The organism is Streptococcus sp. 477, assembly GCF_013277295.1.
GTDB lineage: Bacteria > Bacillota > Bacilli > Lactobacillales > Streptococcaceae > Streptococcus > Streptococcus pseudopneumoniae.
The window spans coordinates 1-22,936 of sequence record NZ_VMMQ01000078.1; the positions used below are offsets into that span (position 1 = coordinate 1).

12 protein-coding genes are annotated in these 22,936 nt (G+C 41.0%); 11 read left to right on the forward strand and 1 reads right to left on the reverse strand.

The window, feature by feature from the left end; all coding sequences use genetic code 11:
- Nucleotides 1-1,074 precede the first annotated feature (1,074 nt).
- A complete protein-coding gene (locus HT691_RS08995; RefSeq protein WP_172925342.1) occupies nt 1,075-7,080 on the forward strand; it encodes a DUF1542 domain-containing protein in 6,006 nt (2,001 codons plus the stop codon).
- 112 nt (nt 7,081-7,192) lie between these two features.
- Here HT691_RS08995 and HT691_RS09000 read toward each other — a convergent pair whose 3' ends face one another.
- On the reverse strand, nt 7,193-9,289 hold the full coding sequence (locus tag HT691_RS09000; protein WP_023933936.1) for a GH92 family glycosyl hydrolase: 2,097 nt from the start codon (nt 9,287-9,289) through the stop codon (nt 7,193-7,195).
- Nucleotides 9,290-9,459: 170 nt separating this feature from the next.
- Between HT691_RS09000 and HT691_RS09005 the strand changes: the two genes are divergently transcribed.
- The 10 genes from HT691_RS09005 to HT691_RS09050 form a co-directional block, all read left to right on the forward strand.
- Nucleotides 9,460-10,740, forward strand: coding sequence for a glycoside hydrolase family 125 protein (locus HT691_RS09005; RefSeq protein WP_172925343.1), 1,281 nt, complete (start codon nt 9,460-9,462; stop codon nt 10,738-10,740).
- Nucleotides 10,741-10,952: 212 nt separating this feature from the next.
- Nucleotides 10,953-13,598, forward strand: coding sequence for an alpha-mannosidase (locus HT691_RS09010; protein ID WP_172925344.1), 2,646 nt, complete (start codon nt 10,953-10,955; stop codon nt 13,596-13,598).
- Between the two features lie 83 nt (nt 13,599-13,681).
- A complete protein-coding gene (locus HT691_RS09015; RefSeq protein WP_172925346.1) occupies nt 13,682-14,551 on the forward strand; it encodes an ROK family protein in 870 nt (289 codons plus the stop codon).
- Nucleotides 14,545-16,425: a beta-N-acetylhexosaminidase gene (locus HT691_RS09020; protein WP_166735904.1), complete on the forward strand. Its 1,881-nt coding sequence runs from the start codon at nt 14,545-14,547 to the stop codon at nt 16,423-16,425. Before HT691_RS09015 ends, HT691_RS09020 begins: the two co-directional genes overlap by 7 nt.
- A 299-nt stretch (nt 16,426-16,724) precedes the next feature.
- Nucleotides 16,725-17,051, forward strand: coding sequence for a hypothetical protein (locus tag HT691_RS09025; RefSeq protein ID WP_049541360.1), 327 nt, complete (start codon nt 16,725-16,727; stop codon nt 17,049-17,051).
- Between the two features lie 554 nt (nt 17,052-17,605).
- A complete protein-coding gene (locus HT691_RS09030; protein WP_050242789.1) occupies nt 17,606-18,121 on the forward strand; it encodes a hypothetical protein in 516 nt (171 codons plus the stop codon).
- A gap of 341 nt (nt 18,122-18,462) precedes the next feature.
- A complete protein-coding gene (locus HT691_RS09035) occupies nt 18,463-19,050 on the forward strand; it encodes a hypothetical protein (protein ID WP_138704746.1) in 588 nt (195 codons plus the stop codon).
- Nucleotides 19,051-19,064: 14 nt separating this feature from the next.
- Nucleotides 19,065-19,409, forward strand: coding sequence for a hypothetical protein (locus HT691_RS09040; RefSeq protein ID WP_050242788.1), 345 nt, complete (start codon nt 19,065-19,067; stop codon nt 19,407-19,409).
- On the forward strand, nt 19,409-19,843 hold the full coding sequence (locus HT691_RS09045) for a protein-export chaperone SecB (protein WP_054388361.1): 435 nt from the start codon (nt 19,409-19,411) through the stop codon (nt 19,841-19,843). The genes HT691_RS09040 and HT691_RS09045 overlap by 1 nt, the downstream gene beginning before the upstream one ends.
- A gap of 559 nt (nt 19,844-20,402) precedes the next feature.
- Nucleotides 20,403-22,936, forward strand: a 2,534-nt coding sequence (locus tag HT691_RS09050; RefSeq protein ID WP_172925345.1) for a YSIRK-type signal peptide-containing protein, incomplete at its 3' end; no start/stop codon positions are given.

Sequence of the window (22,936 nt, forward strand, 5' to 3'; positions counted from 1 at the left end):
GAAACTAGAATAGTACACCTCTGCTTCTAAAACATGGTTAGAAATCGATTTGATTGTCCTGATTGATTTGTCCTATTTCTATTTTACTTTACTATGGAACTGTCCCATAAGGAGGGAGATTGGAAAATCTCCAGACTAGAGAAGTCAGCGACTTTCTTTGAATCTTGTTCCTTAAAGCTAGTCGTCTTTTTCAAGTGACCTGAATCTGCTTTAAAGCTGCCCCTACTGAAGGGAGAGCGCAATCAAACTGTGCCGCAATTTCCCTGAAAGCAGTCTCGAGATGAGCCTCTACAAAAGCTTTCGACTCCTCTAAAGGAAGCTTTCGATTTTTGATGACTGGCTCTTTCCGCTCTCAGTGTCCTTGTTCACCTCATTTCTTTTCCTAGCTGAAGAGAGTTCTGAGACCAAGATCAAAAACTTTGGCTGCCTCGGCAGGCCTGTGTTCTTTTTTGATGCCATCCAATGCTCCTTGTTTAAAATCAGTAGGCTAGGCCATGGCTTTCTGATAACCTGCTTGTTTAAAACTGAGCAGCTATAGTAAGTGGTCAAGGCTAGTCAAGTAGTCAGGAGAGGCAAGGAGCCGCTATCTTCTGTTCTATGGCAAGCAATCAGAATAGCTAGTGATATCACTGGCTGTTTCTCTTTTTTAGGCTCCTTGCATGTTGTCATCTTCAAATGATGCCAATGAAAAAGGCGCAACCCCTTACATTTTTTCTACTTATTTTGTCGAGGCTAGTGAAAAAGATAGAGTTATTTTGAAAAAATAATATTTATAGAAATTAAGGGTTGATTGAATCCTAAAGAATTAGAGCATAAGATGTCATAAAAATCAGTAAAACCTTAACAAATTCATAAAATAATAAAAAACATGGATAAAAAACCGAATAAAATTCACGAAAATCGAAAAAATGTTTTTTTTTTTTAGCAAAATATTAGCAAACAAAAAAGTTGCATATATCTTGGTAATTATGTATCATAGTAAAGTAAATCTATGCATAGAGGAAGTCTCCTTCTATAAGGAAGGAGGAGCCTCTCTTATGTAGAAAAATATAATCCTAAAGGAGATTTTAAGTAATGGACAAGAAAGTATCCATGAGTCGTTCTGAGCGCCTGCGTCGTGAGAAGGTCACGCGTTATTCTATTCGTAAATATAGCTTTGGTGCAGCCAGTGTGGCAGTAGCGGCTCTATTTATGTTTTTGGGGAACGGAGCAGTGTCAGCTGCTGAGAATGGCGCAGACTCACAAGGCGGAGCTGCTGTGGCAGCTAACCCTAACGGAGGGGGGGAGGCTGACCCAGGAGATGGAGCACCGTCTACTGGTGCAGAAAATGGAGAAGCAACAGCTGGGAATGAGGATTCTCGTGTGGAATCCACCGCTCCAACTTATGCCGGGACAACAAAAACAGAAAATGGGATCAGTTATACTGTAGAGTTCTCAGATGACGCCAAAAAAGAAGTCTATGTCTACAATAAAGAAGAAGCAGATGTTGGATTCCATATCACATCAAATGAGGATGATAAGGTTACGTATGTAGAGACAACTAAGGGTTCAAATCAAAAATTTACTTCAACATCAGACGCAACGATAGTAACTGATGGTTATGGTTATAATTTCAAAAAAATTACTACGGAGACACCTCTCCCTTTAACAGTAGCAATGACTGGTCAACCTAATGATGCTTTGATGAGAAATTCTGGCTATACTAAGAATCAGGAACAACACTTATCAATAGGGGAGCGTTATCTTCGTGTAACATCGAAAAAAAATAAGGTACTGTCTGCTGCAGGAAGTGGAGTTAATGCAATCGGATACTTTAAAGTTGTCCTTAAATCTCAAACCTACAAATATAGCATCCATGAACCAGCAACCAATGCTGATAAAATCAGTGTTACAGATATTGACAATTTAAGCGCTGCAGATATTGAAAAAATTAAAAATCAGCTTAAAGTTGAACACTCTAAAACTAGCCAGGATGCTAGACTAGAGTCTAAAAAAGGAACTGTTGTAGAACGTCGTGATTCAGTAGTGGATCGTGTTACAGTAGAGAATAGAAACGTCACTGTAATCTATAAAGACGGTTCAACAGATACGGTTCCAGTTGCTAATGTAGCACGCACAAATCAAAGACCGACAGTTGAGATTGACTATTCCGATCCAGCACCAACTAAAAAAGAAGTATTTGTGTATGGTGCAGAAGAAAACTCATTTGATATCAAGATCAAAGATGATGGTGGCAAGATTAAAAGTGCAGTTCTAAAAAAAGGAAGCAATCAATCTTTCAAAGATGCGGCAGATTCAACAGATAAAACAGACGTTGAATATGGTTTCAAAGCAGACAAAATTACTTCAGAGACAGTCGCAACAGAAGGTGAAGAAGCTATTATTCGTTATACAGGAACTCCAGCGCCAGGACCTGGTTTACCACAAAATAAGTTAGATGAGGTACTGAAAAAGGATGGAGTTGCTTTAGGAGTTCGTTTTGTAAATGCTATTGATCAGGATAATGTTGATGCTAGAGTAAACAGAGGAACTATTTCAGATCCAGCAGCATTTCGTGTAGTGCTCAAACCTCAGACTCAAAAATACGATATAAAAACTCCTGAGGAAGCTGACAAGGTTGTCGTTACCGATCCTGCAGCTGTAACGGAGGAAGAGTTTGAAAAAGTAAAAGAAAAAGTCAAGCTTGAATATTCTCAAAACAATCCAGATAGACGGTTAGAGTCTAAGCGCGGTCAAGAAGTAGAGAATCAAAATAGTAAGATTCAAACGATCGCAAAAGATGGAAATGATTTACTAGTAACCTATAGAGATGGATCTATAGACAGAAGACCACTAACAGAGTTTACGACCCTAAATAAACAACCTGCGATTGATGCAGTCAACAAGGCTGCAGAAGATAAGATTGCAGAAATTAATGCTATTGCAGATCCTAATACTACCGATGATGAAAAACAAGCAGCTATCGCTAAGGTAAATGCAGATAAAGAGAAAGCATTAGCAGCCATTAATGATCCTAATCTAACAACAAAAGCTGCCTTGGATCAAGCTCAAACTGAAGGGACAACCGCCATTGCAGCAGACAATCCAGTAGTAGCTAAAAAAGCTGAAGCCAAAGCGGCAATTGAAGCAGCTCGTAAGGCTAAAGAAGATGCTATTAATGCAGACAGAAATCTATCAGAAGCTGAAAAAACAGCCGCTATTGCTAAAGCCAACGCAGCAGCCCGGGCAGCAACTGAGAAAATCGATGCAGCGACGATAGATGCAGCTGTAGATGAAGCGCAAACAGAAGCCACTACAGCCATTTCTAAAGTAAACCCAATCGCTAAAGAGAATGCTAAGGCAGCAATTGCCAATGCCTTAACAGCTAAAAATGATGAGATTGATAAGCGCACAGACCTAAGTCAAGCAGAAAAAGACGCAGCTAAAGCAGAAGCCAAAAAATTAGCTGATGCAGAATTAGCTAAAATCAACGCTCAACCTGATAATGAAGATACAGAAGATGCAGCCCGAGCAACCCAAAAACTTGTGGACGCTGCAGAAGATAAAGGTGTAGCGGATGTTACTTCTGTGAATCCAGTAGCCAAAGCAGCTGCTAAACAAGCAGTGGCAGATGAATTAGCTGCTAAGAATAAGGAAATCGATGCTCGCCAAGATCTAACAGCTGAAGAAAAAGCGAAAGCTAAGGCAGAAGCTCAAGCAGCTGCTGACGAAGCGAACAAGGCTATCGATGCTCAACCAGATGTAGCCGCAACACCAGAAGAAGCCAAAGCAGCTCAAGATAAAGTAGAAGCCGCTAAGACACAAGGTGTAGAAGCGATTAAAGCTGTGAATCCAGAAACAACTGCTAAAGCAGCCGCTGACAAAGCTATTGATGACGCTCTTGCTGCTAAGAACAAGGCCATTGATGAGCGTACAGACTTGACAGATGCAGAGAAGAAAGCTGCTAAAGACAAGGCTAAGGCAGAAGCAGACAAGGCTAAGGCAGCAGTAGCAGCCGCAACAAGTGATGCAGAAGTAGCCAAAGCCAAAGAAGCCGGTGAGTCTGCAGTTGGTGCTGTGAATCCAGTAGCCAAAGCAGCTGCTAAACAAGCAGTGGCAGATGAATTAGCTGCTAAGAATAAGGAAATCGATGCTCGCCAAGATCTAACAGCTGAAGAAAAAGCGAAAGCTAAGGCAGAAGCTCAAGCAGCTGCTGACGAAGCGAACAAGGCCATTGATGCTCAACCAGATGTAACCACAACACCAGAGGAATCAAGGAAGGTTCAAGGAGCAGTAGATAGTGCTAAGGAACACGGTGTAGCAGCGATTAAAGCTGTGAATCCAGAAACAACAACTAAAGCTGCAGCCAAGAAAGCTATTGATGATAAGCTAGCTGAACAACTAAAAGCCATTGAAAACACACCAGATGCTACGGATGAAGAAAAAGCTGAAGCTGCTGAAAAAGCGACAGCCTTAGCCAAAGAAGCTAAGCAAGCAATTGATATTGCTACAACAGATTCAGAGGTTAAGAAACTTCAAGATGATGCAAATGCTGAAATAGGGAAAGTTTTACCTGTTGTAGAAGATAAACCAAATGCTCGTAAAGCCATTGATGAGCAAACAAAAGCGAAGAAAGAAGAGATTGACGCGCGTACTGACTTATCTCCTAAAGCGAAAGAGAATCTTAAAGATAAAGCAGATCAAATAGCAGCCGAAGCTAAGAAATTAGTAGATGCTGCGAATAAAGAAGCAGATGTTAATAAGATTCAAGACGCGGATAAATCGGCAATTAGAGCAGTTGGGGATATTAACAGACCAATTGATAAAGTGCTAGTTAATGATCCAGCCAACCTAAAAGCTGAGGAAAAAGCTAAAATCCTAGAAGAAGTGAAGAAAGTGAACCCAACAGCCAAAGAGGTTAAATATAACGACGCTGGAAATATTGAAGTTACTACAGCAAATGGTGATAAGGGAATCATTAATCCAACTGATCTGGTGAAAACGTTGGAGAATCTAGATAATGGTAAAGGTGGAAACGATATTAACAAACCACTTGATAAAGTTATCATCAAGGATAAATCGATGTTGACAGAGTCAGAAAAAGCTCAAATTATTGCTGCTGTTAAGTCTGTAAATCCAAATTCTATTGTGCTACTCGATGCAGACGGAACTGTTTCAGTGTCTACACCAGAAGGTCAGACTGCAACGATTCCATCAACTGAGTTAGTGAGAACTAAGGAAGATACAGCTAAATCTGACGCAGGAAATGGTGAAATTGTTAAACCAGCAGATAAAGTGGTTGGTGAACCGACTGATTCAGCTGCACAAGCCAAAGTAGAAGAAAAATTAAGAAAACTCAATCCTGAGGCTAAATCTGTTAAATTTGATGATAAAGGTAACGCTACTGTTACTTTAAATGATGGAACTGTGGCAACAATTCCATGGAAAGATTTATTCAAATCACCGGAAGATGCAACTAAACCAAACGCAGGCAACGACATCGTTAAGCCGGCGGATAAGACGGTTGTAGCGAACTCAGACAAGTTGACAGTTGCAGAGAAGAAAGCTATTGAAGAAAAGGTTAAAGCAGTTAACCCAGGAGCGACTGTAGTAGTGGACGATAAAGGAAATGCCACAGTCACAACACCAGAAGGTAAAACAGCCGTTATTCCAGCAACAGACTTGACGAAGTCAGCAGCAGATGCAGCTAAACCAAATGCAGGCAATGATGTCAATACACCAGCAGCTAAAACTGTAGCAGCGAACCTAGACAAGTTGACAGAGGCTGAGAAGAAAGCTATCGAAGAGAAGGTTAAAGCAGTCAACCCAGGCTCAACTGTAGTAGTAGACGATAAGGGTAATGCTACAGTTACAACACCAGAAGGTAAGACAGCGGTCATTCCAGCCACTGATTTAGTGAAAACACAAGATGATATCACTAAAGAAAATGCAGGCAATGATGTCAATACACCAGCAGCTAAAACTGTAGTAGCAGATCCAGATGCCTTAACTCCAGAAGAGAAGAAAGCTATCGAAGAGAAGGTTAAAGCAGTCAACCCAGGTTCAACTGTAGTAGTAGACGATAAAGGTAATGCAACAGTAACTAAAGCTGATGGTACAGTTCTGAATATTCCAGCTTTAGACCTAGTAATCCCAGCTGGAAACCTAGCTGACGAAGCTAAGACTGCTAAAGTGAAAACACCAGCATTCCGTACATTAGTTGGAAACAAAGATAACTTAACGGAAGATGAAAAAGCGGCAGTTAAGAAAGCAATTGAAGCCGTCAATTCAGGAGCGACTGTAGTAGTAGACGATAAAGGTAACGCCACAGTAACACTAGATGGAAATACAGTATCGATTGCAAAAGACCAATTAGTGAAAACAGAAAGTGATGTAACAGCTAAGAATAGCGGAGATAACATCAACCTTGACTTTGAAAGAGAAACGGTAGCAGACTTTACTAACTTAACAGATTCAGAAAAAGAAGCTGCAAAAGCTAAGATTAAAGCAGCAAATGCTGATGTAGTAGATGTTCTCTTTGACAAGGCAGGAAATGCAACTGTTGTAACTAAAGATGGCAAAGTTTTAGCAATTACCGCTGAAGCTATCTTTAAACAAGCTCCTTCAGCTCAAAATAACGGAGCTACTAACACTGAAGCAAAAGTGGATAAAGCTAAGTTAGCAGGCGCTATTCGTCAGTTAGATGGACTAATCATCCAAGAATCAGCTAAGCTTGATGCAGAAACTGCAAAAGCAGCGAACGCATTATCAGCGGATGCTAAGAAAGTATTTGCCAATGCAGATGCAACTCAGGCAGATGTGGCTGCAACGGTTAAACGTATCGAAGACTTCCTGGCGAAAGTTTCTCCAGCAACTAATCATGCAAGTCCAGCTAATGACCAAGCTGCTCAAACACCAGCTGTAGTTCCAGCTCAAGCAGCAAATGCCAACCAAGCAGCAACAAACGTGCGTACAGTCGCTAAAGAGTTGCCAAATACAGGTACAGCAGATTCTACTGTAGCTATGGTAGCAGCTGCCGCAAGTGCCGTACTTGGTCTTGGTCTTGCAGGTCGTCGTCGTAAAGAAGACGAAGAAGCTTAATTGGTAGATGGTTTGATACTTATCGAATAATAAATCCAATTTTCAAAGCTTAACAAGTACCTCTCATAAGAAAATCTCCTAGCAGGAAAGCCTGCTAGGAGATTTTTGCATTTCAGGAAGTGGACGGCTGACTTGGTAACCAGCTGAGGGTGAAGGTTAACTGCTCAGCTTTTAGGAGGTCTTGGTGTTGGATGCTAGACACTGGGGTCTTGTCCAGTCGGCATTCTTTGACAAAGTTAAAATGGTTGTGGTTTTGCTCCGTATGAATATCCAGCCATTTACCTTCTTTAGCTAGGTAGATACGGAGGTGATTAAAGAGAGGAATTCCGAGGTCATAGTTTGGTTTGCCTGGACAGGTCGGATAAAGTCCGAGAGCTGACCAGATGTACCAAGCTGAGAGACTGCCATTGTCTTCATCGCCAGGATAGGCTTCCCAACTTGGGTGAAAGGCCTTCTGACGGAGTGTCTTGATGAGAAGGGCAGTGTAGTCAGGGTAATCGCTGTAGCGGAAGAGATAAGGAATGTGGAAGCTCGGTTGGTTGGAAATGGCGACTTGTCCAAAAGGAGCAGTAGCCATCTCGCTCATTTCGTGAATCTCGTAACCATAGCCAGTCGTCTCAAAGAGGGGAGCATCTTGACAGGCTTTCAAAAGATAGTTGCTAAAGGCTTCTTTTCCACCCATCAGTTGGATCAAACCTGGGATGTTGTGTAGGACGCCTAAAGTTGCTTGGATGGCTGAACATTCGGCATAATCACGTCCCCAACTATAGGGAGAGAAGTCAGGGCGGAAGTTGCCTTGATTGTCTCGCGCTCGCATGTATCCTGTTTCAGCGTCAAATAGCTGGCGGTAATTTTGTGAAGCAGCCTTGTAGGTTTCAGCGATTTCTATGTTCTCTAGTTTTTTGGCACAGCTGGCGATACAAAAGTCACTATAGGCATAGTCTAGAGTATGGCTAACACTTTCATGGTGGTCGGTAGAGAGGTAACCTAGTTCTTGGTATTGGGCTAGTCCGTGGCGGCCATTGATGCCGAGAGGGTCGGCTTTGCTGGCTGTTTCGAGCATGGCTTGGAAGAGTTCTCCTTCTAGGTCGGGGGCCATGTCCTTACAGGCGCTATCTGCGATAATGCCGTCTAAAAGGGTACCGGGCATCATGCCCCGTTCATCTGGAGACAACCATTTTGGAAGGAAACCAGTATCGCGGTAGTTATTGAGAAATCCTTCTAAAAAGAGACGATAATGCTCTGGTATGACAAGGGCAAAGAGGGGGAAGGTGGTGCGGAAGGTATCCCAGAAGCCATTGTTGCTAAAGAGGACACCGGGCTTGACAGATCCAGTAGTCAGATCCTTGTGGATGACTTGCCCTGACTCATCAACCTCATAAAAAGTCTGAGGAAAGAGGAAGAGTCTGTAGAGGCAGTGGTCAAAGAAGGTTCGGTCAGCCTCTCCTGTCTCTATAACGTCAAAACGATGGAGGAGATTTTCCCAATCCGCTTGGGCACTTGATTTACAGTTATCAAAATCTTCTTGAGGTAGATTAAGCAGAGCTTGAGAAGGAGAGATGAAAGAAGTGGCTAGCTGAATCTCAGCATAGCTACTGGTTAAGTCAATTCGCCAGTCTCCCCCTTCTTGGCTGATAGCAAGAATATCCGTGTTCATTTGCAGGGCAGTGAACAGTATCAGTGGATTTCTGTTGGTCTCAGTTTTACCTTCTTGTCGCAGGGCAAGAGTCCGCTTATCTACTTGCTCTACTGTCAGTTCATCTTCTGCGTGAAGATAGAGGGAGAGGGCTTTGCCTTGCTTTTGCTCCAAACGAATAGAAGCACCGTAGCAAGTCGGTGTGAGCTGGGTTTCAATCTGATAGCGCAGGGAGAAAATTTTCAGATAATGAGGTTGGAAAGAGGCCTTATCTATGTCATAGGAAGATTGGCGGTGAAAGAGGCTGTCTCCACCTAGCTGGCCTGTGACAGGTGTCAGAAGGAGCCAAGAGTAGTCGCCAATCCAAGGGCTGGGCTGGTGGGTTAATCGAATCCCCTGAAAGATAGGCAGATGCGGATCGAAAAACCAAAATCCATCCTGGTCACTGGTCTGGGGTACAAAGTAATTCATCCCAAAAGGAACGCCTGTGTATGGCAGGGTATTTCCCCGAGAAAAGGCATGCTTGCTGGCAGTACCAAAGCGGGTATCGATGGTTTCAAGTAGTGGTTTCATAGTCTTTCCTTTAGCTGTTTTTCTACATTATATCAGAAAAATAGAGCCTTTAGATATGGGGTTCAAAAGAAAGCAATTTTGTAGAAAAATGACTATCATTTGTGTATGTATTTTCTGTCTCAAAAGCTATATACTGAAAATGAAACTTGTTTGAAAGAGGATACTGCACGATGATTTATTCAAAAGAAATTGTTAGAGAATGGCTAGATGAAGTGGCAGAGCGTGCCAAGAACCATCCAGAGTGGGTGGATGTTTTCGAGCGTTGCTACACAGACACCTTGGACAATACGGTTGAAATCTTAGAAGATGGTTCAACTTTTGTCTTGACTGGGGATATTCCTGCTATGTGGCTTCGGGATTCGACAGCCCAACTCAGACCCTACCTTCATGTAGCTAAAAGAGATCCCCTCCTGCGTCAGACCATTGCAGGTTTGGTAAAACGTCAGATGACCTTGGTACTCAAGGATCCTTATGCCAATTCCTTTAACATTGAGGAAAACTGGAAGGGGCACCACGAGACCGACCACACAGACCTTAATGGCTGGATTTGGGAACGCAAGTATGAGGTGGACTCGCTTTGCTATCCTTTGCAGTTGGCTTATCTCCTCTGGAAAGAGACTGGCGAGACTAGTCAGTTTGATGAGACTTTTGTCTCAGCGACTAAGGAAATTCTCCATCTTTGGACGGTAGAACAAGACCACAAGAACTCTCCTTATCGTTTTGTCCGAGATACGGACCGCAAGGAAGACACTTTGGTAAATGATGGCTTTGGCCCTGATTTTGCAGTGACAGGCATGACTTGGTCAGCTTTTCGTCCGAGTGATGACTGCTGTCAGTATAGTTACTTGATTCCGTCAAATATGTTTGCTGTAGTAGTCTTGGGTTATGTGCAAGAAATCTTCGCAGCATTAAACCTAGCTGATAGCCAGAGCATTATTGCTGATGCTAAGCGTCTCCAGACTGAGATTCAAGAAGGAATCGACAACTACGCCTACACCACCAACAGCAAGGGCGAAAAGATTTATGCCTTTGAAGTGGATGGTCTAGGAAATGCCAGCATCATGGATGATCCAAACGTACCAAGTTTGTTGGCTGCACCTTATCTGGGCTACTGCGACATTGACGACGAAGTCTATCAAGCAACTCGTCGTACCATTTTGAGCCCTGAAAATCCATATTTCTACCAAGGAGAATACGCTAGTGGCCTCGGCAGTTCTCATACCTTCTATCGCTATATCTGGCCAATCGCCCTTTCTATCCAAGGCCTGACAACAAGAGATAAGACAGAGAAGAAATTCTTGCTGGATCAGCTGGTTGCTTGCGATGGTGGTACAGGTGTCATGCACGAAAGCTTCCACGTGGATGACCCAACTCTCTACTCTCGTGAATGGTTCTCTTGGGCCAACATGATGTTCTGTGAATTGGTCTTGGATTACCTAGATATTCGCTAAGGAGCGTGATTTATATTCTTCGAAAATCTCTTCAAACTACGTCAGCTTTATCTGCAACCTCAAAGCAGTGTTTTGAGCAGCCTATGGCTAGCTTCCTAGTTTGCACTTTGATTTTCATTGAGTATTAGCGCAACTGATTCTTGGAAAGAATCACAAATTTACATCCAAAAACGTTAACAATAAAAATTTAATTTAGAATGAGGTTTTACTTCATGGAAAATGTTGTCGTACATATTATCTCACATAGTCACTGGGACCGTGAGTGGTACTTGCCTTTTGAAAGCCATCGTATGCAGTTGGTGGAATTGTTTGACAATCTCTTTGATCTCTTTGAAAATGACCCTGAGTTTAAGAGTTTCCATTTAGATGGTCAAACCATTGTCCTTGATGACTACTTGGAGATTCGCCCTGAAAATCGCGACAAAGTCCAACGATACATCGACGAAGGAAAATTGAAAATTGGTCCCTTTTACATCTTGCAGGATGACTACTTGATTTCAAGTGAAGCCAATGTCCGCAATACCTTGATTGGTCAAGCAGAATGTGCAAAATGGGGCAAATCAACCCAGATTGGTTACTTCCCAGATACCTTTGGAAATATGGGACAAGCGCCTCAAATCCTACAAAAATCAGGCATTCACGTGGCAGCCTTTGGTCGTGGTGTGAAGCCGATTGGATTTGACAACCAAGTCCTTGAAGATGAGCAGTTTACTTCCCAGTTTTCAGAAATGTACTGGCAGGGTGCGGACGGAAGTCGTGTCCTGGGTATTCTCTTTGCCAACTGGTACAGTAATGGGAATGAAATTCCAGTTGATAAAGATGAGGCTTTGACCTTCTGGAAACAAAAACTGGCAGACGTGCGTGACTATGCTTCGACCAACCAGTGGTTGATGATGAACGGCTGTGACCATCAGCCTGTCCAGAAAAATCTGAGTGAAGCCATTCGTGTGGCAAATGAACTATTCCCAGATGTGACCTTTGTTCACAGTTCTTTTGATGAATATGTTCAAGCCGTGGAAAGTGCCCTACCGGAGCAATTATCAACGGTGACAGGTGAGTTGACTAGTCAGGAAACAGACGGCTGGTACACACTTGCCAACACTTCTTCATCTCGTATTTATCTCAAACAAGCCTTCCAAGAAAATAGCAACCTCCTAGAGCAAGTTGTAGAACCCTTGACAATTATCACTGGGGGTCATAACCACAAGGACCAGTTGACCTATGCTTGGAAAACTCTTTTGCAAAATGCGCCGCATGATAGTATCTGTGGCTGTAGCGTGGACGAAGTTCACCGTGAGATGGAGACACGTTTTGCCAAGGTCAATCAAGTCGGAAACTTTGTTAAGAGCAATCTTCTTAACGAATGGAAGGGTAAAATCGCTACAGCTAAGGCTCAAAGTGACTATCTCTTTACTATCATTAATACAGGCTTGCATGATAAGGTCGATACTGTCAGCACAGTGATTGATGTGGTGACTTGTGATTTTAAGGAATTGCACCCAACAGAAGGTTACAAGAAGATGGCTGCCTTAACCTTGCCAAGTTATCGTGTGGAGGACTTGGATGGGCGTCCTGTCGAGGCTAAAATCGAAGACCTCGGAGCTAATTTTGAGTACGATTTACCAAAAGATAAGTTCCGCCAAGCTCGTATCGCTCGTCAAGTGCGCGTGACCATTCCAGTTCACCTAGCGCCGCTTTCTTGGACAACTTTCCAATTGCTGGAAGGAGAGCAAGAACACCGCGACGGTATTTACCAAAACGGAGTGATTGATACGCCATTTGTAACAGTGAGTGTGGATGACAATATCACAGTTTATGACAAGACAACTCACGAAGCCTATGAAGACTTTATCCGCTTCGAAGACCGTGGTGACATTGGAAATGAGTATATCTATTTCCAACCAAAAGGAACAGAGCCAATCTTTTCAGAGCTTAAGGGCTACGAGGTCTTGGAAAACACAGCTCGTTATGCTAAGATTTTGCTCAAACATGAATTGACCGTGCCTGTCAGTGCTGATGAAAAGCTAGAAGAAGAGCAAAAAGGCATCATCGAGTTTATGAAGCGTGAGGCTGGACGGTCAGAAGAATTGACAAGCATTCCTCTGGAAACTGAGTTGACTGTCTTCGTTGACAATCCACAAATTCGTTGCAAGACTCGCTTTACCAACACTGCCAAAGACCACCGTATCCGTCTCTTGGTCAAGACTCATAACACGCGTCCAAGCAATGATTCTGAAAGCATCTATGAGGTGGTGAAACGACCAAACAAACCAGCTGCTTCATGGGAAAATCCTGAAAATCCTCAACACCAACAAGCCTTTGTTAGTCTGTATGACGATGAAAAAGGGGTGACTGTATCTAACAAGGGATTGAATGAATATGAAATCCTTGGAGACGACACCATTGCCGTGACTATTTTGCGTGCATCAGGTGAGCTAGGTGACTGGGGTTACTTCCCAACACCAGAAGCTCAGTGTTTGCGTGAGTTTGAAGTCGAGTTTGCGCTTGAATGCCACCAAGCCCAAGAACGCTTCTCAGCCTATCGTCGTTCCAAAGCCTTGCAGACACCGTTTACCAGCCTTCAGCTTGCTAAACAAGAAGGAAGCGTGGCTGCGACTGGTAGTCTCTTGAGCCATTCTGTTCTCAGCATACCGCAAATCTGTCCAACAGCCTTTAAGGTAGCTGAAAATGAAGAAGGCTATGTCCTTCGCTACTACAATATGTGTAGTGAAAATGTGCATGTACCAGAAAGTCAACATCTCTTCCTTGACCTACTTGAACGACCATACCCAGTTCATAGAGGCTTCATTTCACCACAAGAAATTCGTACAGAATTGATTAAAAAAGAAGAAATTTAATTTCAAAAAGTAAACATAAAAAGAAAGGAGGGGCGAAAAGGTAAGAACTAACTGCTGATTCGCCCCTTTTTATGGTAAAAACAATGACTATTGCAACGATTGATATCGGAGGGACTGGAATTAAGTTTGCCAGTCTGACTCCTGATGGGAAAATATTGGATAAGACAAGCATTCCAACGCCTGAAAGTTTGGAGGATTTACTAGCTTGGCTAGACCAGCGCTTGTCAGAGCAGGATTATAGCGGGATTGCTATGAGCGTTCCAGGCGCGGTCAATCAAGAGACAGGTGTGATTGATGGCTTCAGTGCCGTCCCTTATATCCACGGCTTTTCGTGGTATGAGGCGCTTGCTCATCATCAACTACCTGTCCATCTGGAAAATGATGCCAACTGCGTTGGACTCAGTGAATTGCTGGCTCATCCAGAACTTGAAAATGCAGCCTGTGTCGTGATTGGGACAGGGATTGGCGGAGCCATGATGATCAATGGTAGACTTCATCGAGGTCGCCACGGTCTGGGTGGAGAATTTGGCTACATGATAACCCTTGCCCCTGCTGAAAAGCTCAACAACTGGTCGCAACTAGCGTCAACTGGGAATATGGTACGATACGTGATTGAAAAATCTGGTCAGACTGATTGGGACGGTCGCAAGATTTACCAAGAGGCCGCAGCAGGAAATACCCTTTGCCAAGAAGCAATTGAGCGCATGAATCGTAATCTGGCTCAAGGCTTGCTCAATATCCAATATCTGATCGATCCAGATGTCATTAGTCTGGGAGGCTCTATCAGTCAAAATCCAGATTTTATTCAAGGTGTCAAGAAGGCTGTAGATGACTTTGTTGATACTTACGAAGAATACACGGTCGCACCTCTTATCCAAGCCTGCACCTATCATGCAGATGCCAATCTCTATGGTGCCCTTGTCAACTGGCTACAGGAGGAAAATCAATGGTAAGATTTACAGGACTTAGTTCCAAACAAGAGAAAGCATTAGAGTTGCTTAAAAAGCACATTCTGCTACCAGATGTAGAGGTAGCAGTCGCTCAGTCTGACCAAGTCTCTATCTCTATCAAGGGTGAGGGTGGCCACTATCAATTGACCTACCGCAAACCTCACCAACTTTATCGTGCCTTGTCCTTGTTGGTAACAGCTCTAGCAGAAGGTGATAAAGTAGGGATTGAGGAGCAGGCGGCTTATGAAGAGTTGGCCTACATGGCAGACTGTTCTCGAAATGCGGTGCTAAATGTGACTTCTGCCAAACAGATGATTGAGGTCTTGGCTCTCATGGGCTACTCAACCTTTGAACTCTACATGGAAGACACCTACCAGATTGAGGGACAGCCTTATTTTGGTTATTTCCGTGGGGCTTATTCGGCTGAGGAGTTGCAGGAAATAGAAGCCTACGCCCAGCAGTTTGATATGACCTTTGTGCCTTGTATCCAGACCTTGGCCCATTTGTCGGCCTTTGTTAAATGGGGTGTCAAGGAAGTGCAGGAACTCCGTGATGTGGAGGACATTCTTCTTATCGGCGAAGAAAAGGTTTATGACCTGATTGATGGCATGTTTGCTACTCTGTCTAAACTGCAAACCCGCAAGGTCAATATCGGGATGGACGAAGCCCACTTGGTTGGCTTGGGACGTTATTTGATATTGAACGGTGTTGTGGATCGTAGTCTCCTCATGTGTCAACACTTGGAGCGCGTGCTGGATATTGCTGACAAATATGGTTTCCACTGCCAGATGTGGAGTGATATGTTCTTCAAACTCATGTCAGCGGATGGCCAGTACGACCGTGATGTGGAAATTCCAGAGGAAACTCGTGTCTACCTAGACCGTCTCAAAGACCGTGTGACTCTGGTTTACTGGGATTATTATCAGGATAGCGAGGAAAAATACAACCGTAATTTCCGCAATCATCACAAGATTAGCCATGACCTTGCATTTGCAGGGGGAGCTTGGAAGTGGATTGGCTTTACACCTCACAACCATTTTAGCCGTCTAGTGGCTATCGAGGCTAATAAAGCCTGCCGTGCCAATCAGATTAAAGAAGTCATCGTAACGGGTTGGGGAGACAATGGGGGTGAAACTGCCCAGTTCTCTATCCTACCAAGCTTGCAAATCTGGGCAGAACTCAGCTATCGCCATGACCTAGATAGTTTGTCTGCGCACTTCAAGACCAATACTGGTCTAACGGTTGAGGATTTTATGCAGATTGACCTTGCCAACCTCTTACCAGACCTACCAGGTAATCTCAGTGGCATCAATCCCAACCGATATGTCTTTTATCAGGATGTTCTCTGTCCGATACTTGACCGACACATGACACCTGAACAGGACAAACCGCACTTCGCTCAGGCTGCTGAGACGCTTGCTAACATTAAAGAAAAAGCTGGAAACTATGCTTATCTCTTTGAAACTCAGGCCCAGTTGAATGCTATTTTAAGTAGCAAAGTAGATGTGGGACGACGCATTCGTCAGGCCTATCAAGCGGATGATAAGGAAAGTCTGCAAGAAATCGCCAGGCAAGAATTACCAGAACTCAGAAGCCAAATTGAACACTTCCATGCCCTATTTAGCCATCAATGGCTGAAGGAAAACAAGGTCTTTGGCTTGGATACAGTTGACATCCGTATGGGCGGACTCTTGCAACGCATCAAGCGATCAGAAAGCCGCATCGAGGCTTATCTGACTGGTCAGCTTGACCGCATCGATGAGCTGGAAGTAGAAATTCTGCCATTTAACGACTTCTACGCAAACAAGGATTTCGCAGCTACAATAGCCAACCAATGGCATACTATTGCGACAGCTTCAACCATTTATACGACATAAAAAACAAGAACACCTTGCCTGGCGCAGGGTGTTTCGCGTGAAACAGAAGAATTATCTAGTTTCAAATGCCACAGTTAGACAAACTTATGATAGAATAGCAGAAAGGGAATGTTTCCTAAGAGCAATTCTATCGATTAGCACTTAGAGGTATTGTGGTACACTTAAAATTAGTAAAACAAGAAATAGAAGCTGAAAAGCCAGCATCTGTAGAAGCCTGGGTCATTTTCGTCAAATTTTAAAAAGGTTGCTACCGACATATACAAATTCCAAAAACAAAAACGTTAGTAGAACTAGCAGATGTGATTTTATGGAGTTTTGATTTTGCAAATGATCATGCTCATGCATTTTTCGTGGATAATGTTGCGTGGAGTCATGCAGATTCTTACTTTCTTAGCTTTGTTAGTGATGATGTTGAAGAACGTTACACAGAAAATGTCTATCTGGATACCCTAAGTGTCAAACAAACATTTAAGTTTATTTTCGACTTCGGTGATGAATGGCGTTTTGAATGCCAAGTGCTGAGAGAAATCGAGGCGGAAGACGAAGAAGCTTATCTCGTACGTTCGGTTGGAACGCCGCCAGAACAATATCCAGATTATGATGGTTTTGACTATGAAGAATGGTAAAATTGATTGTTAAACAATCTAAAAAACAATTGGAATCAGTCTGTGTAGGCTTAGTATTTCAATTGTTTTTTTGTGATGGTTTCAGATAAGAGAACTTTTTTAAGTTTGTTGAGGGTGTAGCTAATACGTATCAAGTCTGGTAGATTGAGAAAACTTGACAAAAAATTAGATAGTGCTAGAATAACATTAACGAAAGACATTTGAGGGCAGAAAGGTTCCTGCCACACCTTGCAAAAGGGTATCTGAGATGCTGGGTACACCGACCAGCCAAAGGGTCCGTTATTTCAAAGGAGGGGCTTAAATGCTCCTTTTTTATTTAAAAATTTCAAAATAGATTACACTCACCGCAGGCTTAGGCTTGCGTTTTTTTGTTTGACAAAATTAAAAAAATGTGTAAGAATAAGTAGAATTGAAAACAGGAAAACTCACCTCCTTTCGATTCGTCTAGCCTTTTCGTGAGGCAATGAGGGGGCGGAGAGACGCGCTCGTCAACAGAAGTATCTCATTGGAAATGTTGCTCACTTTTTAGTGAGCTTTTTATCTAGGGAATAGAAATGAAAAGCAAAAAGTTAAAATTAGGTCAAATTGATTTAAAAATGTGCAAGGATTACGACCTTATTCAAGCGATGGACTATGACTTTAAGACGAAGGAAGTAATGAATAAAGGAAGGGGATTTGCGGTAACTGTTGTCAAAATACAGGGGCTAACTTTCTTGATTCCATTTAGAAGTTACATTCCTAAAAAGTATCAATTGAAGTATAAGCTTAGAAATTCAGCAAAAGAAGGATATGTTGAAGGATTAGATATTGGTAAAACATTGATTTTAGAAGATAAAAGTTATTTACTAAATACCACTTTTCGCCTTCGGAAAGTCGAAGATTATTATAAAGTAATGGATAATGATAAAGCTATAATCAATAAGTTAGTGAAAGCTATTATAGACTATAACCGTGCTTTAGAAATGAACGATAGAAACAAACTTGAAGATCCTAAACGCTTTAAATTCTCAACATTCCAGAATTATTCTACTAGATTAAGAGTCATAACAGAAAAAGACTATTTAGAATAGATAATGTTTCCGCAGGCTTAGGCTTGTGTTTTTTTATAGTAGATTGAAATAAGATTTGAACAAATTGATTAGGAAAGTCAAATTAATTTCTAGAAATGTTTTAGTAGTCGTAGTGTACTGTTCTAGTTCCAATCCACTCTATTCTTCAAAAAAGCCCGATTTTATGGGGTTTTAATTCTGATAAAATCCGATAATTTCGGCATGATAAGGTGAGGTAGTTATTGTCTTAATGCTCAGTTACGTTCTGGAAATCGCTAGAATTTTTTCAAAAAAGCCCGTAATAGTTGAATTATCTAAGCTTTAACAGTATAATTAAGCTAGTAGCTTCATCAGGAGGTTCTATGCTACAATATAGTGGGTGGCACGGCACCACCAATAAAAGGAAAGAAAAGATTCTATCTGCTGGGTTTTCTTATGAGAAATATAAACCTGGTATTCATAAACAGAGACATCCGAACGATTTGGGTAATGGTATTTACTTTTTTCTACCTTTTAACAAAGATACTGGTAAAACGATTGCTTCTGCTTATGTCGCAAAGTATAAGTCATTTGAACTAAGCAAACCTGGGGTTAGGCCTGAGTTAATTCATGCTAAAATCACCCTAAAATCTATAGATAAGATTTTTATTTTAGATAACCCAAAAAACCAAAGGTTATTAGAGGAATATCGACAAGCGGCATCTATTCAAATTGAACGTGAGATTGCAGGTATTTCAGGTAGCGGAGCCAAAAATAGAGCTACTCTTCTTAACCAAAATCAAGGATTAATTATTGAACTGTTGCTTGATTTAGCGTCTCAGCATGGGAAGAATTATGAAGCAGTGCAGTCCAAAACATATACTGCTATTCCATCTTTACCAGTAATTGACGGAAAGAATGGAGAAGAAATCTGTATCCGTGATTTAAATTGTATTACAAACATTTTATAAATAAGGAGGCTTTTATGAGTTTATTGTCAAACTTTTTAGGAACTGAAGAATTTTCTTTGATGGATTCTCCAATGTTCCAAGAATTAGTTGAAAATATTAAGGCCAACAAAATTTATTCAGTAAACAATGAATTTGCTTATGATTTGAATATATCAGGAAGTCTTAAAAAATATAAAGATGAAATCCATTTTACTCCTCAATTAAATAATCAAAAAGAGTTTGATGATTTGAATTCTGTAACTAAAGTAAATGCAATGCCTGAATATAATATAAAAAACAAGAAGTCATGTTTTTCATATTTACCAATAGATTCTGAAAACTTAATTACAACAAAAGAAAATAGTGAGGTGGCAGCTTAATGTCCTCTTTACAATTTAAAGATTATTTTTTAAATGAAGTATCATACCGAAGAAATCCTACTTTTGACCAAACAAATAGTACTATTAATTTACATCCTGAATTGTCTGCACAGATTTTAATAAGAAAATCTGAAAACCTTGCTTATGTTAACTTGATAACAAAGCAAGGAAATATAGATTCAGATGATTCTGCTTTTGAGCTTATTGTAGATATTGTTGGAGAATTTTCATTTATATATGATGAGACAGAATTTGATATTGATTTTGAAACTTTTCTTAAAGAGAATGGCTTAGCAATTCTTTGGTCCTATATTCGGCCTATCGTATCTGATATGATTACTCGGGGTAATGAGTTCCCCAACTTCATATTGCCTGTCGTTAACATTAAAAAAATGCTTGAAGACAAAGATTCTATCAAGTTAACATACGAATAAAAACAGTGTATGTATTTTTCAAAGTTCTAATGAAATGCTTTCACATTTAAAAGGTATTCGGAGAACTATAAATCAAAATTGTGATAAAAATAAATAGGACCAAAGAGTTTTGTATGATAGTAGTGCAATTTGAAACTCTAGCTGTTTCTCGAGCTTATCGTTCTTGAGCTATAAAATATTTCTAAAAAACTGATAGAATCATATATTTTAATAATATACGAAGAATAACGCTGATTTTTCAAGCGTTTTTTCTTTTAAAACAGCTAGCAGGTGGTGAAGTGAAAAGCTTGACGATCAAGTCAAACAATGTTGGTTTCAGCTTGCCGTATATATGTTGAGGCTGGGTAAAAAACAAATTTCAGGAGAAAATGAAGTCAATATTTCCACGATAAGATATATGATATCAAGCTTAGTTCATAATGTTTGATTTATAAAAAGAAAGAGAGTATAATGAGTTAAACCTACCTAAAGTATGCTCAAATATTTTAGGGGGGGGCTTTTTATTTGCCCTTCCATTATATATTAACCGATAATTATCGGAAAAGGAGCAAAATGATATATGTTTTATAAAGGTAATGAAGATAGAGAAAAGCGCTTGCGGTTTTCGATTCGTAAGGTTAGTTTTGGAGCGGCCTCGGTAGCCGTGGCAGCGCTGTATCTCTTTATGGGAAGTGGAGCGGTATCTGCTGAGGAAGCACAGGCCGTACAGTCAAATGAGGAGGTGGCAGCTGATAAGGATTCGGAAACAGAGAAAAAATCAGAGAATCAGCAGCCAACCTACGCTGCTCCTGCTGCAAAGGAACAAGGATCTGCAACCAATACTGAAGCAGGGGATGAAGGCAAGCAAGAGAGTCATCCAGAGACCAAAGAGGAAGAAGCCAACTCATCTGAAAGAAGCGAAACTACAACAAAGACTCAATCGGATGAAAACTCTGTGAGTGGGGACTCTAGCTCTCCAAAATCTGAAGGTGAAGGTACAAGATCAGAAGAAGCAAGCAACAAGCCAAAAGTACGTAAAAGACGTGATGCACCTGCCCCACCAGCGACTGCAACCGATGACGACCCAGATGCAAATCAGACTTATGAAGCTCCAGGGGATGGTGCAGGACTAGATGAATTAAAAGAAAAACTAGAAAAATTACCAAGCGCTATCCAAAATAATACAAAAATTAATGATATGGATAAACTGGGGGAACAAACAAATACACAATCAGGACAAGTTAAAAATATTACAAACTTCGGTGGTTGGAAAGCGGTAGGAGAAACTGGTAAATTTGCAATTGCAAAGAAAACTGAAGATGGAGTTTTTCCGATTGAAACAGTAAATACCGTGTATAGTGAACAAAATGGGAAGCACTATAGGACATACACAGGGGAACAAGCTTTTGATAGGACAAGTAACTATATCTTGTTGTTATCAGAGGTAAGGACGCGTGCTAGCTCTAAGGAGGCGGCCTACGATAATTCTGAATATAGAGGAACAGGATTATCGGGCAGCACTGCCAAAGCTCTTAAGGATTATAATGGAATAGAGAAGACTTTCAAAGCTTATTCAACAGAAGTGGGTTCAAAAGTAAAGATTCAATTTAAAACAGGATATACTGGAGACATTAATGGAACAAAAGCTAAATATAAAGTTGAAGTTATTGTGAATAAAAATGGAAAACCAGAGACAGTATATTCAAAAATGTTTGATCCTCAAAAAGATTTAACAGATAGCGATGCAACAGTTACTAAAGCAAGAGATGGTAATGGTCAGTTTATTCGTAGCAGATTTAATAATTATAATCTAAACAAGACAGAAGTAGAAAGTAAAATGAAAGGAGCTTATATTCCGACAGGGACGGCAGGTACATTTGAAAGTAAAGAGATTGACTTAGAAAAAGGTGTTACGGATTATACAGTACGAATTAGCTCTGCTGATAATGAACATTTAGGAATGGGATATCAATCTCCATTAAGGCAGTATGCATTACCGATTTCAGGTTTAGGCTTTAATATTACTCAAGATACTAATAAAATAGCTAAAGATTTATTATCTCGTATTTATGAAAAATTAAAAGCAACAGCTGCTGAGGATGAAAGAGGAATGACATCAGATTCTAAGGATGCTTATAATGCTGAATTGGAGAAAGTAAAAAATCTCATAGAAAATATTAATTTAGACACTACTGATAATTATAAAAAGGCGTTAAAAAATGTTCTACAAAAACAAAAAGAACTAACAGCGGATAAGACAGAACTTACAGAAGTTAAAACAGCTCTTGAGGCCTTGACGGGTGAAGCAGATCCAACAACAGGTAAGACTACGGATAGTGCAAAAGCATATAATGATGCGAAAACAGCTGCCCAAGAAGCGATTCAAGAAGCAGAAACAGTTATTAATGACGAAAATGCAACGCCAGAAGCAGTAACAGCAGCTTTAGAAAAAGTAAATGCCAAAAAAGCAGCTTTACAACAAGCTAAAGATGGTTTAATTGAAGCAGCAACAGCAGAAGAAAAAGCTAAATTAAAAGCAGATGCAGCTCAATTAACAAAAGCTGATGAAACAGGAAAAACACCAGATAGTATTGCAGCATATGAAGCGGAATATGAAAAATTAAAAACACAATTAGAAGAAGCTAAAGCAGCAGCTGCCGCAGTAGAAGCAAAAGGTGATAATGCAACAAAAGCAGAAGCTACAGAAGCTCAATCTAAAGTAGAAGCAGCGAAAACAGCTTTAGATAAAGCAGCAGAATTATTGAAAGCTCTTGACAGAGATGGTGCTAAAAAAGAAATTGAAGCTGCTGCTAAAAAAGCGATAGATGCTATTGAAGCTAGTACAACCTTAACGCCAGAACAAAAGGCGGAAGAAAAAGCAAAAGTAGCTAAAGAAGTAAAAGATGCAACAGATGCTATTGATAAAGCAACAACTGAAGATGGTATCAATTCTGCAAAAGATAAAGGAAAATTAGTTATCGAAAAAGAAGTTGCAATTACAGCAATCAATGCTGAAAAAACAGCGAAAGAAAAAGAAATCGATAATAATTCTAACTTATCCGACGATGAAAAAGCAGCAGCTAAGAAACAAGCCCAAGCGGCAGCGGACAAAGC